The sequence below is a fragment of the Rhodococcus sp. BUPNP1 genome (assembly GCF_002215235.1).
In the GTDB taxonomy this organism is placed as follows: Bacteria; Actinomycetota; Actinomycetes; order Mycobacteriales; family Mycobacteriaceae; genus Rhodococcus.
Genome location: NZ_NERM01000053.1, coordinates 1 through 12,819, shown reverse-complemented (window position 1 = coordinate 12,819; position 12,819 = coordinate 1). Strand labels below are relative to the sequence as shown.

General features: G+C 63.4%; 11 protein-coding genes and 2 pseudogenes. All 13 read left to right on the top strand.

Annotated elements, in window-relative coordinates; all coding sequences use genetic code 11:
- The first annotated feature begins 248 nt into the window (after positions 1–248).
- Positions 249–452: a hypothetical protein gene (locus B9C99_RS24910; RefSeq protein ID WP_088899728.1), complete on the top strand. Its 204-nt coding sequence runs from the start codon at positions 249–251 to the stop codon at positions 450–452.
- A 1,443-nt stretch (positions 453–1,895) separates the two neighbouring features.
- Positions 1,896–2,413 (top strand): annotated as a pseudogene (locus tag B9C99_RS24905) (general stress protein).
- A gap of 3 nt (positions 2,414–2,416) precedes the next feature.
- The gene (gene dnaK, locus B9C99_RS24900; RefSeq protein WP_088899726.1) at positions 2,417–4,297 is read left to right on the top strand and encodes a molecular chaperone DnaK; all 1,881 of its coding nucleotides are present in this window, start codon (positions 2,417–2,419) and stop codon (positions 4,295–4,297) included.
- A gap of 8 nt (positions 4,298–4,305) precedes the next feature.
- Complete coding sequence (locus B9C99_RS24895; RefSeq protein WP_088899725.1) at positions 4,306–4,830, top strand: nucleotide exchange factor GrpE; 525 nt, start codon at positions 4,306–4,308, stop codon at positions 4,828–4,830.
- A 5-nt stretch (positions 4,831–4,835) separates the two neighbouring features.
- On the top strand, positions 4,836–5,756 hold the full coding sequence (locus B9C99_RS24890; protein WP_088899729.1) for a DnaJ C-terminal domain-containing protein: 921 nt from the start codon (positions 4,836–4,838) through the stop codon (positions 5,754–5,756).
- Positions 5,753–6,082 (top strand): chaperone modulator CbpM, encoded by a 330-nt coding sequence (locus tag B9C99_RS24885; RefSeq protein ID WP_088899724.1) that lies wholly within the window; start codon positions 5,753–5,755, stop codon positions 6,080–6,082. Before B9C99_RS24890 ends, B9C99_RS24885 begins: the two co-directional genes overlap by 4 nt.
- Positions 6,064–8,697, top strand: a complete 2,634-nt coding sequence (gene clpB, locus B9C99_RS24880; protein WP_088899723.1) for an ATP-dependent chaperone ClpB — start codon at positions 6,064–6,066, stop codon at positions 8,695–8,697. The genes B9C99_RS24885 and clpB overlap by 19 nt, the downstream gene beginning before the upstream one ends.
- Before the next feature lie 14 nt (positions 8,698–8,711).
- A complete protein-coding gene (gene trxA / locus B9C99_RS24875; protein ID WP_088899722.1) occupies positions 8,712–9,164 on the top strand; it encodes a thioredoxin in 453 nt (150 codons plus the stop codon).
- Positions 9,161–9,427: a ubiquitin carboxyl-terminal hydrolase 14 gene (locus B9C99_RS24870; protein WP_088899721.1), complete on the top strand. Its 267-nt coding sequence runs from the start codon at positions 9,161–9,163 to the stop codon at positions 9,425–9,427. Before trxA ends, B9C99_RS24870 begins: the two co-directional genes overlap by 4 nt.
- A complete protein-coding gene (locus tag B9C99_RS24865) occupies positions 9,405–11,120 on the top strand; it encodes a cyclic nucleotide-binding domain-containing thioredoxin-disulfide reductase (RefSeq protein ID WP_088899720.1) in 1,716 nt (571 codons plus the stop codon). Before B9C99_RS24870 ends, B9C99_RS24865 begins: the two co-directional genes overlap by 23 nt.
- 13 nt (positions 11,121–11,133) lie before the next feature.
- Entirely contained in the window at positions 11,134–11,574 is a 441-nt protein-coding gene (locus B9C99_RS24860) for a DUF1931 family protein (protein WP_171061759.1), read from the top strand.
- 393 nt (positions 11,575–11,967) lie between these two features.
- Positions 11,968–12,684, top strand: a pseudogene (locus B9C99_RS26055) (transposase).
- A partial coding sequence (locus tag B9C99_RS26220) for a transposase (RefSeq protein ID WP_253250199.1) occupies positions 12,609–12,819 on the top strand: 211 nt, incomplete at its 3' end. The pseudogene B9C99_RS26055 and the gene B9C99_RS26220, both read left to right, overlap by 76 nt.

The window sequence follows — 12,819 nt, the reverse complement described above, 5'->3', positions numbered from 1 at the left end:
ACCTGCTCAAGCAGAACCGTGCTGTGGCAACGCGATACGACAAGCTTGCGGTCCGCTACACCGCCACCGTGCGTATCGCCGCGATCAATCAGTGGCTGCGATCAGCCACCTTTTGAAACACGGCCTAGCTCTACCGCACCCGACCCGGCCCCCTCGAAACCGAGCACTACCGCACCGCCACCGATTACGAAGCCGCCCTCGGACCCACCGTCGTCGCGGAACTCGATCCCGAACGCATCTCCTCATCCATGATGGACCCCGCACTGTTCCCCCGCGGCAACGTCCACATCGCCGCAGGAATGCTCGCCGTCCGACTCCAGATCTCCGCAGTCGACGCCCTCGCCCGATTACAAGCAATGGCATACGCCCAACACCGCAGAATCACCCACATCGCCCACGACATCATCATCCACCACCTCACCCTCGACCCCGACAACACCCCCGACGCATAAGCAAGACCTGCGAGAGCATCGAGAACCGGCTCGGAGAACAGTTCATCCCCGACGGATTTCGGGGGGCAAGAAGCTGGAATCGTGCCATAGCGGAACGACGACAAAGGGTGGGACGTTATCGTCGGAGCCGGTTCGATCATCGCCGACCATGCCGACTCCTCGATAGCCGTCGCGAGCGGACGGATCGGTACCCTTAGGGAAATACTGCTGAAGCAATCCGTTTGTGCCCTCGTTCGTGCCACGCACACCACGGTGAGGCCGGATGCGCGAAATAGACGCCTTCGGCGAACAGATCGTGACCCGTCATTTCCGCCCCCGATCCGACGTCATGGCCCGGCGCTCCTGCCCGGGAATCCGCTGGAAGAGCGCACCGAGCGCCTCGGCGCGGTGCTCGCCCGGCAGATGCAGCAACCGGTCATATCAGCTGCGCCGCTCGACGAGCGTGCCGATCGAGGACCTGCCTGACCGTTCGACGATCGCCTCCCCATTTAAATCGACAGTGCTACAGCGCATTTAGTCCACAGCAAGGCACGCATCGATCGACTGAGATCGGGTGATGAACCGGATCCGGTGCTCGCCGACCCTACGCCGGCGGCGTCGCAGCGGACGCCAGGCGGAGAGCTTCGCGGGCAACGTGCGGCACAACCATCTATCGACCGCTGTTGTACAGCGCCTGATAGATGGTTTCGGGGCACACGTGCCAGCCGGGACGGTCGTGATCGTCGGTCGCAGTCATGCGGCGATCAGTTCCGAGATCCACTCGATCTCAAGTTTTTTCCTATACCTTCGCCCGAAGCGCCGAGTCGTCAAGCACACCCCCCCGGCGTGACCGGCGTAAGGGCCTCGTGGCGCGCGCAGGCGCCGAAGTGGCGTCATAGTCACCGTGACCATGACGAAAGGTGTTGCGCTGCAGTTCACGACTGACTGTTGATGCCGATCGGACCAAACGCCGGCCACCTCGCGGGTCGAGTGAGCCTCGTCGGGCAACCGCTCTGGAGGACTTCGCCGCACTCTGCCCGCCACCGGTAACCGGTCTTGCGTCCGATACCAAGCTGCCTGCATGCCTCGATGCTGCCGACACCACCGGCCATCAGCACCCGGTACCGAATCTCCAACTCGAGTCGCCGTTTACGTCCTCTTTGTCCCATCCGCACATCCCTCTCTATCAGGAGGGTCACGACCAGTACTTACACCCGCTGTGCCGGTTTCCACGTTTCATGTCGGTGGGCACCGTTCCGGGCGGATACTGAGAGAGTGCCCCGGACCAACGAGGTTGAGGTCAGGTACGTGCAGGACTCAGGTGACCCTGTCACGACGATCTTCCCTGCGACAGCGCCACATCGGATGATCCTGGGACTGTCGGTACGCAAAATCCCCATCCATCCGCGGCGCGGCACTACACGGGGGGACATTCTGGTCGGCCACCAATCGGGCAAGGGGGTGATGTCAGAGTCCAGCGGCGGGACCGCCGCGATACGTCCACACCGATCTACCCGTCAGATATAGCAACGTTCGCCAACTACGCCGAAGTCGAAAGCGCCGTCGACTACCTCTCCGGCCAGCTCTTTCTCGGTCGGCAAACGACCATTGTCGGTCGCGACATCGAGTTGGTCGAACAGGTCGTCGGCAGACTGAACTACCGCTGGGCCGCATGTCGCGGCGCCATCGTGGGCTCACTGACGGCCACACTCTTCAGCTGGAACTTCGGATTACTCGACTGGGTCCGGCCGCCGCTCACAGGCCTCACGCTCGCCTTCTACGTGCTGATCTTCGGTGCCGTTGTCGGCGCTCTACTCGGCCTGCTCACGTATGCGCTGCAGGGGGCCAGCGTGACTTCACCTCGCTTTAGTCCTTACAACTACGTCCTTACACAACCACGGCACTCCGAAGTCCTCGCCGACGTCGAAGTCGCGGACCAAGCCGTCCGCCGACTCACCGGCCGGACCAATCGAAAGGAATGAATCATGGCAACTGCGGTAGGCATCGACTTGGGCACCACCAACTCGGTCATCGCAAGCTGGCAAGGCGGCGAACCGGTGGTGATCTCCAATGTCGAGGGTGCGCGGACGACGCCGTCGGTGGTGGCATTCACCGATAGCGGCGAGCGCCTGGTGGGTCAGCTGGCCCGACGACAGGCGATCCTGAACCCGAAGGGCACGATCTACTCGGCGAAACGCTTCATCGGACGTCATTACGACGAGATCTCCGAGGAGGCCAAAGCGGTCAGCTTCGACGTCGTACCGGGCAACAACGGTGAGGCACGATTCGACGTGCGAGGTAAGAAGTACGCACCAGAGGAGATCAGTGCCCTCGTGCTGCGCAAACTCGTCGACGACGCCAGCAAGTTCCTCGGCGAGAAGGTCAAGGAAGCGGTCATCACCGTTCCGGCCTACTTCAACGACGCGCAGCGCAACGCCACCAAGGACGCCGGCCGGATCGCGGGCCTCGAGGTCCTGCGGATCATCAACGAGCCGACCGCGGCGGCATTGGCGTACGGCATGGACAAACAGACCCACGAGACCGTACTGGTCTTCGACCTCGGCGGCGGCACCTTCGATGTGAGCCTGCTCGATGTCGGCGAGGGAGTAGTCGAGGTTCGCTCGACGGCCGGCGACTCCCACCTCGGCGGAGACGACTTCGACCGGCGCCTGGTGGACTACCTCGCCGACGAATTCCAGAGCGCGGAGAACATCGATCTGCGCAAGGATCCACAAGCGCTGCAACGACTCTTCGAGGCGGCAGAAAAGGCCAAGGTCGAGTTGTCTTCGGTAACTCAAGCCCAGGTCAACCTACCCTTCGTCACCGCAGACGCGAACGGCCCCAAACACCTCACCACCACGATCATGCGATCGAAGTTCGAGGATCTGACGGCAGATCTGGTGGAACGCTGCCTCGGTCCGGTAAAGCAGGCAATGAGTGACGCCAAGATCACCGCCAACGACATCCACGAGGTGATCCTGGTCGGTGGTTCGACACGCATTCCGGCGGTACAGGCACTCGTTCGCCGGCTCACCGGCGGTAAGGACCCCCACATGGGCGTCAACCCGGACGAGGTCGTGGCGCTCGGTGCCGCAGTCCAGGCAGGCGTGCTCAAAGGTGAGGTCTCCGACGTGCTGTTGCTCGACGTCACCCCACTGTCCCTCGGCGTCGAGACGCAGGGCGGGGTAATGACCAAGATCATCGAGCGCAACACGACGATCCCCGCCCGACGCAGCGAAGTGTTCTCCACAGCGGAAGACAATCAGTCCGCCGTGGACGTCGTAGTCCTGCAGGGCGAACGCGAACGCGCCGCCGACAACCGGGTGCTGGGCCGGTTCCGGCTGGAAGACATCCGCCCTGCGCCACGCGGCGAGCCGCAGGTCGAAGTCACATTCGATATCGATGCCAACGGCATCCTCAACGTCACCGCCCGCGACAAAGACACCGGCAAGGAGCAGAGCATCACGATCAGCGAACAAGGCAACCTCGACCAGAACGAGGTCGAGCGCATGCTCGCCGAGGCCGAACGGAACCGGCGTGAGGACGAGGAGCTGCGCAAGGCGGTCGACGCACGTAACGCCCTTGATTCGGTTGCCTACCAGGTGGAACGGCGACTCGCCGAATTGGGTGACAGTGCGCCACCGCACGAAAAATCGCGTGCCGAGATGTTGATCGCCGACGCGAGGAAGGCTGTAAAAGACGGTGCTCCACCCTCGGAGGTAGAGCCACTGACCTCGGAACTGCAGCAGTTGCTCTACGGGCTTGCAGCGGTTCAAAACGGCGGCGACGGATACCAGACCGGCGGAAGAGACGCTGCGTCGTCGGATGACGACGACGTGATCGACGCCGAATTCGATCGGAGCTGAGGCACCCGATGGACAGATCTGCTGATCATTCGACGACCGAGCAGGCTACCGACCGTACTGACACCGACCAGACCGAGACGAGGCCTGATCACACCGATACTGAAGCCAAGCTGGCTCAACTCGAGGACCGCTGGCGCAGAGCCCTCGCAGATCTGGACAACCTGCGCAAGCGGTATGCCAAAGATCTCGACCGTGAACGCGCCGCGGAGACAGCGAGAGTATCGGCGGCGTGGCTGCCTGTCCTGGACAACTTGGAGCTCGCGCTGGCCCATGCGGATAGCGATCCTCAGGCCGTCGTCGAGGGCGTGAAGGCAATCCGAGACCAAGCGGTGCAGATACTGTCACGGCTCGGCTTCGAGCGCCACGACGAGGTCGGTGTGCCGTTCTCCCCGGAACTCCACGAAGTAGTCAGTGTAGTGACCCAACCCGACCTTCCCTCCGGAACCGTGATCGAGGTCTTGCGCCCAGGTTACGGAGAGAACGGACAGCAATTGCGTCCCGCCACCGTGGTCGTCAGCCGACCCAAGGAGTGAGCACCATGGCGCGTGACTACTACGAAGCGCTCGGGGTCCCGCGCAGCGCCGACACCGACGAAATCCAACAGGCCTACCGCCGACTTGCCCGCAAATATCACCCCGACATCAACAAAGACCCCACTGCGGAAGACAAGTTCAAAGAGATCAACGAGGCCTACCAAGTGTTATCCGACCCAGACACCCGGAAACGCTACGACCGATTCGGGGACGACTTCCGCCGGGTACCCGAGGACTACGACGAACGGGTCCGGGCAAGCGCCGGCGGGTACGGCGGCGGAAGGTACAGCGGCGGGGGCCGGAGGGTGCACTTCGGACACGGCGCAGACGGCGAGGGTAGCGTCGACTTCGAGGACCTCTTCGGACAGATGTTCGGCGGCGGTGGCGCGTACGGCCCGATTCCCGGCGCCGATCAGGAAGCGGAACTGGAACTGACTCTGGAAGAGGCGTACCGGGGCGGCAAACGCACTCTCCGTCTGGACGGACGGCGATACGACGTCAACATTCCGGTCGGTGTCCTCGACGGCCAAAGAATCCGGCTGGCCGGGCAAGGCGGCCGAGGCAACGGCGGCGCACCACCCGGGGATCTGTACCTCGTGGTCCGGATCAAACCGCATTCCCGGTTCCGCGTACAGGGCCGGGACATCTACGTCGACCTGCCCGTCTCCCCCTGGGAAGCCGCCCTCGGCGCGACGGTCGCCGTTCCCACCCCCGGCGGCGAGGCGAAAGTCAAAGTCGTACCGGGCTCGTCCACAGGTAGGAAGCTGCGCCTGCGCGGAGAAGGCATGCCCAACCCGCGAGGCCCCAACGGCAACCTCTACGCCGAAATCAAGGTGATGGTGCCACCGAAACCGACAGCACGTGAACGCGAGCTGTTCGAACAGTTGGCCGCCGAATCGAACTTCGACCCGAGGAAACAGCCATGAGCACCCCGACCCCGGGCACCCAGTACATATTGGTTCGCCGTACCGGAATGTCGCTAGATGTCTTCGCCGAACGTACCGGGCTGCACCCCGACCTGGCACGAAAACTCGTGGCTCTCGGCCTGCTCGACGCACGCCGCGACCCCGGCGGCGAAATATTGTTCGAACCGTCAGCAGTGGCCCACGCTGCCCGCATCCAACGGCTGCGGACCGGTCTAGGCCTGAACTACTCGGCAATCGGGCTCGTGCTCGATCTGCTGGATCGAATCGAGAAACTCGAAGCAGCGTCCCACGGAAGGAAGACACCCCCATGGACACCGGCAGTCTGACTGAAAGGTCACGAGAAGCCCTGCAGGAGGCCCAGAACATCGCGACCAGAATGGGCCACACCGAGGTCGACGGAGAGCACCTGCTGCTCGCGTTGGTCGATCAGCAGGAAGGGCTCGTACCGCGACTGCTCGAGCAGGCCGGTGCGAACGTCGACGCCCTACGCTCCGATCTGGAACGGGCACTCATGCGTAGGCCGAAGGTCAGCGGCCCCGGCGCGACGCCCGGTCAGGTGATGATCACCCAGCGCCTGGCCAAACTGCTCGACGCCGCCGAACGAGAGGCAAAGCGACTCAAGGATTCCTACGTGTCGGTGGAGCATCTCGTGATGGTCCTCTCCGAGGAGGGGTCGACCAGTGCGGCCGGACGGGTTCTCACCAGCCATGGGGTCACACGAGAGACCTTCCTTGCCGCCTTGACCACAGTGCGCGGCAACCAGCGCGTCACCTCGGCCACCCCGGAGGGGGCGTACGAGGCGCTCGAGAAGTACGGACGCGACCTCGTCTCCGAGGGCCGAGCAGGCAAACTCGATCCGGTCATCGGGCGAGACGCCGAAATCCGCAGGGTAACGCAGATCCTGAGCCGGAAAACGAAGAACAATCCGGTGCTGATCGGCGACCCCGGCGTCGGCAAGACCGCGATCGTCGAGGGACTGGCCCAGCGGATCGTCCGCGGCGACGTGCCCGAGGGCCTACGCGACAAGACGATCTTCTCGCTCGACATGGGTTCCCTGGTGGCCGGCGCGAAGTACCGCGGCGAGTTCGAGGAACGGCTGCAGGCGGTGCTGTCCGAGGTGAAAGCGGCCGAGGGGCGCATCCTGTTGTTCGTCGACGAGTTACACACCGTCGTCGGCGCAGGATCGGTCGGCGGCGAGGGATCTCTCGACGCCGGCAACATGCTCAAACCGATGCTCGCCCGCGGCGAACTGCACATGATCGGTGCCACCACTCTCGACGAGTATCGCAAGCACATCGAATCCGATGCAGCATTGGAGCGTCGATTCCAGACCGTTCTCGTCGACGAGCCCAGTGCCGAGGATGCAATCTCGATTCTGCGCGGACTTCGAGAACGCCTCGAGGTGTTTCACGGCGTGAAGATCCAGGACGGCGCACTGGTGGCCGCCGTGACCCTCTCGCACCGGTACATCACCGACCGTTTCCTTCCGGACAAGGCGATCGACCTGGTAGACGAAGCGTGCGCCCGGCTACGCACCGAAATCGACTCGATGCCCGCCGAACTCGACGAACTCACCCGAAAAGTGACCCGGCTGGAGATCGAAGAGGCCGCCCTGTCCAAGGAAACGGACGCGGCCAGCAAGACACGCCTCGAGGAGTTGCGTAAGGAACTGGCCGATCTGCGGGCCGAGACCGACGCCCGGCACGCTCAGTGGGAGGCAGAGCGCCAAGCGATCCGTCGGGTGCAGGAGCTACGGGGAGAGCTGGAACGATTGCGCCACGAAGCCGAGGAGGCCGAACGCAATTACGACCTCAATCGGGCCGCCGAGCTGCGATACGGCGAGATCACCGAACTCGAACGCAAACTCAAGGCGGCGGAGGAGCAACTGGCCACCAGGCAAGGCCGCAATCCGTTGCTGCGCGAGGTGGTCACCGAAGACGAGATCGCAGAAATCGTGGCCGCATGGACGGGTATCCCGGTCGCTCGACTACAAGAAGGTGAGCGGGAGAAACTGTTGAAGCTCGACGAGATCCTGCACGAGAGAGTCATCGGTCAGGACGAGGCGGTACAACTAGTCGCAGACGCGGTAATTAGAGCAAGGTCGGGTATCCGCGATCCACGCCGGCCGATCGGTTCGTTCATCTTCCTGGGTCCGACAGGTGTAGGGAAGACCGAACTCGCAAAGACGCTGGCCAGCGCCCTCTTCGACAGCGAAGACAACATGGTGCGCCTGGATATGAGCGAGTACCAGGAACGGCACACGGTGAGCAGACTCATCGGTGCACCCCCCGGGTACGTCGGGTATGACGAGGGGGGCCAGCTCACTGAGGCGGTACGTCGCAAGCCGTACTCCGTGGTGCTCTTCGACGAGATCGAGAAGGCCCACGCCGACGTCTTCAATACCCTTCTACAGGTGCTCGACGACGGCCGGATCACCGATTCTCAAGGCAGGCAGGTCGATTTCCGGAACACGGTGATCATCATGACCTCGAACATCGGATCCCAGCATCTCCTCGACGGAGTCACAGCGGACGGCGAGATCAAGCCGGACGCCCGGGCGCGGGTGCTGGCGGAACTGCGCGGGCACTTCCGTCCCGAGTTCCTCAACCGGATCGACGACATCGTGTTGTTCACCCCGCTCACGCTGCCCCAGATCGAGCATATCGTCGAGCTACAACTCACCGATCTTCGGAATAGATTGTCAGAGAGACAGATACACTTGAATATCACACCGGAAGCACGCCGGCTCATTGCCGAACACGGCTTCGACCCGGTCTACGGTGCACGGCCACTGCGCAGGTATATCGCCCATGAGGTCGAAACCAGGATCGGACGTGCGCTGTTGCGCGGCGAAATCGAACCGGGCGGCACCATCGATGTCACGGTCGATGACGGCGAACTCTCCGTCGCATATGCGGAACCCGCCATCGCGGGGGCCTGAGAAGAGGTGTCGTCATGGGATCCGACAAGGTGAAGTGCCCACACTGCGGCAAGGTCAACAGGGTGCCGGCGGCCGGGAACGGGAGACCCCGCTGCGGAAATTGCCACGAGCCTCTGCCCTGGATCGCCTCGGCAGGGGACGGCGACTTCGCGGAGGTCGCCGAGAAATCCTCGGTGCCTGTACTCGTTGACCTCTGGGCGACGTGGTGCGCTCCGTGCCGAATGGTCAGCCCTGCGCTCGAGCAGCTCGCCACAGAACGCGCAGGCCAGATCAAGCTCGTCAAGGTCGACGTGGATGCTGCACCCCAAACGGCCGAACGTTTCACCGTCCGTGCCGTTCCGACGCTGCTGGTGATGGACCGCGGTGAGGTACTCGCTCGTCAGGCGGGCGCCGCTCCGGTACCGGTGTCGCGCACATGGCTCGATCAGGCGCTCTCGGAAAAAGCAGGTAAGGAGGCGAACTCATGACTTTTGCCCACGCGGACCCACATGTGATCGCGATCCGGGCCGTGGCGCCCCGCACTCCACAAGGTTGCGAGGAATGTCTTCGCCTCGGCACCCCGTGGGTACATCTGAGGCTGTGCCTGACGTGCGGACACGTCGGTTGCTGCGACTCCTCGCCGGGCAAGCACGCGAGCGCACACGCTCACGCCCTTGGCCATCCGATCGTCCAGTCGATGGAACCCGGTGAAGATTGGCGCTGGTGTTATGTCGACCAGAATTTCGTCTGAGGACGCCACACGCCTCGGCGACGGTCAGCCCGTCGACGACGAGACTCCGGATGCAGTCGGGGCATTCCCGCGGTTGACGGACGCCCAGGTAGCGACGCTCGAGACCGGAGGCACACGTCGATCGGTTCACGCCGGCGAGGTGCTGATCCGAGCGGGCACCCGCAGCAGCGACTTCTTCGTCATCCTTTCCGGCAAGGTCGCGATCATCGACGAGGGCGCCGAGGACGGTGAGCGTCGGATATTGCGCCTGCACGGTCCGGGCCGATTCCTGGGCGAGCTCGGACTGCTGGAAGACCAGGTGGCGTTCTTCACCGCCGAGGCGATCGAAGACGGCGAGGTGCTCGTCGTCCCAGCCGAGCGGGTGCGCGAGCTCGTCGCCCACGACCTCGTGCTCAGCGATCTGATCCTGCGGGCCTACCTGGTACGCCGGCACCTACTGATCGGGCTCGGTTCGGGGTTCCGAATCATCGGCTCCTGCTATTCCCCTGACACGTTGCGGCTTCGCGAGTTCGCGATGCGCAACCGGCTGCCCCACAAATGGATCGATCTGGAGCAAGACGAACGGGCGGAGCAACTGCTGCAAAGCCTGGGTGTCACCCCAGAGGACACTCCCGTCGTGATCTGGCACGGCGAGAAGGTGCTGCGCAATCCGACGAACGCCGAACTCGCCCGCATCGTCGGGCTTCCGGTCCCGGACGCAGCGCACGACGTGTGCGACCTCGTCGTCGTAGGTGCCGGACCGGCGGGTCTGGCCGCGTCCGTGTACGGCTCATCCGACGGGTTGAACACGGTGACACTGGAGTCGATCGCCGCAGGTGGGCAGGCTAGCACCTCCTCCCGGATCGAGAACTACCTGGGCTTTCCGGCGGGGATCTCCGGTGCCGAATTGGCGGAGCGGGCCGTGATTCAGGCCGGGAAGTTCGGTACCCGCCTTCTAGTATCGGCGGAGGTGACCGGTTTGGGATCCGACGGCGGACACCATGTGCTCCAGCTGGCGGACGGCGGCGAGATCCGCGCCCGGGCGGTCGTGCTCGCCACCGGGGCGCGATATCGCAAGTTGGAGGTTCCGGGAATCGAGGCGCTGGAGGGGAGAAGCGTGTATTACGCCGCAACCAATCAGGAAGCGCGTCTGTGCGGCACCGACCCTGTAGCCATCGTCGGCGGCGGAAACTCCGCAGGCCAGGCCACCGTCTTCCTCGCAGACCATGTTTCCCACGTTCACCTCCTCATCCGCGGCCACGACCTCGGAAAAAGTATGTCCCGGTATCTCGTCGACCAGATCGAACGCCATCCGCGCGTGACCGTGCACCGAAATGCCGAGATTCGTGAGGTCCACGGCAACAAGAACCTCGAAGAGATTGCAATCGAGGACAATCGCACGGGCGACAAGGCCAGGATCCGGGTGCACGCTCTGTTCGTCTTCATCGGGGCGACGCCGCATACCGGGTGGCTGACCGACGCGATCGCGCTCGACGACCACGGCTTCGTCCTCACGGGCGTGGACGCCGTCCCCGCCCGTGAGGACGGCAACCAGAGACTCGGCGCCCCGCCGTCGAGAACACTCGAAACAAGCCGGGCCGGCCTGTTCGCAGCGGGTGACGTCCGCAGCGGCTCGGTAAAACGGGTCGCATCCGCTGTCGGTGAAGGAGCGATGGCGGTACGACAAATCCATGAATACTTCGAGAGGAGCTGACGACATGCCAGTGATGGGCACTGCAAAATTCCAGCGGTTCTTCCGGGTAGCAGCTGGACTGCACGTCGACCGGAACGATCTCAAACGCTATACAGATTTCATCGACGACAAGATCTACGACGTGATCCTCATCGGTAAGGCCTCGGCAAAGGCAAACCTTCGGGACGTGATCGAACCGTGGGACCTGCCGATCACCAAGGGGCTGCAGGAGAGCATCGACCGATTCGAGAAGCTGGACGAGGAGATCGAACTACAACCTCTGCTCGACCAACTGGCGGCCCAACCGCCCTTGGACGTAGCCCTCTCCGAGAAAACCGAGCAGAGATTGCCGCTGATTGCCGGAGGCTTGAGCGTGGCGCTGGCGCGCACTTTCGTCACTGTCCAGCCGGACCGCAAAAACCCCGGGACCGCCGAATGGAACGTCACCTTCGACATCTTCCATCAACTGCTCTGAACCCAGCCAGCGACCGGGCACTGATGGCGGACAAACGTGCCAGACACATCGAGGACGATGTGATCTGGCCAAGATACAAAGGCGGAATGCACCGCTACTCACAAACAACATCTCGTAGACGAGGACGATCAACATCCACGTATCGGTCTTCCCCCCTGCGGTCGTTGTCGTCGAAGCATGCAAGTACATCGCCACGTTCATCCGGGCGGAACACCTCACGTTGCCGCTTCGTCTTCGACCTACATTGCGCCGCTTCGTGAACTGGATCTGTAACGACATACAGAAGGAGGGATCACCCGGGGGTGTGCCGCAACTTCACCGCCCCGCATAGACACGCTCGATACCCGCTTCCAACACGCACGGGATGCGCGGGCCGGGAACGGTCCTACTCGGTTGACCACCGGTGAGATCGCTGCCCACTTCGACGACGTCTACGGCGCCACGGTATCGAAGGAGACGATCAGCAAGATTCCCCCGAGCACTGCATGCAGGGAGGTACCCCCACCGACAAAGTTCTTGCCGAAACGACGGAGTGGTCCGTCCGGCCGCTCGACCCGGTGTATCCGGCGGAAGTTCATCGACGCCATCCACGTCAAGATTCGCGACGGACAGGTCACCAACCGGCCGGTCTATGTGGCGATCGGCGTGACCGTCGACGGGCATCGCGACATCATCGGACTGTAGGCCGGCGACGGCGGTGAGGGCGCGAAGTTCCGGCTCGCCGTCCTGACCGAGATCAAGAACCGCGGCACCGGCGACGTGTGCATCGTGGTGTGTGACGGACTCAAGGGCCTACCCGAGGCCATCACCACCGTGTGGGAGCATGCGATCGTCCAGACGTGTGTGATCCATCTGCTGCACAACACCTTCCGTTACCCGTCACGCAGATACTGGGACGAGATGAGCCGGGATCTGCGGCCGATCGCTCCCCCGAGCACGACGTGCAGGGAGGTGCCCCCACGGCAGCTACCGAGGCCGAGGCCAGCGAGCGGTTCGACGAGTTCACCGTCAAATGGGGTCCGCGCTATCCGGCGATCACCCGGTTGTGGCACAGCGCCTGGAGCGAATTCGTGCCGTTCCTCGATTACGACCCGGAGATCAGACGCGTGATCTGCAGTACGGATGTAATCGTCAAGGGTTCTGCAGGTTTCGGTGGGTTTCGCTTTGTTGAGGACGGTGATGCGGGCATGTGCTCATCGAGGGTGATCGTGTCCCGAAGTCAGGGCTGGCCGGCAGGCCACCGCG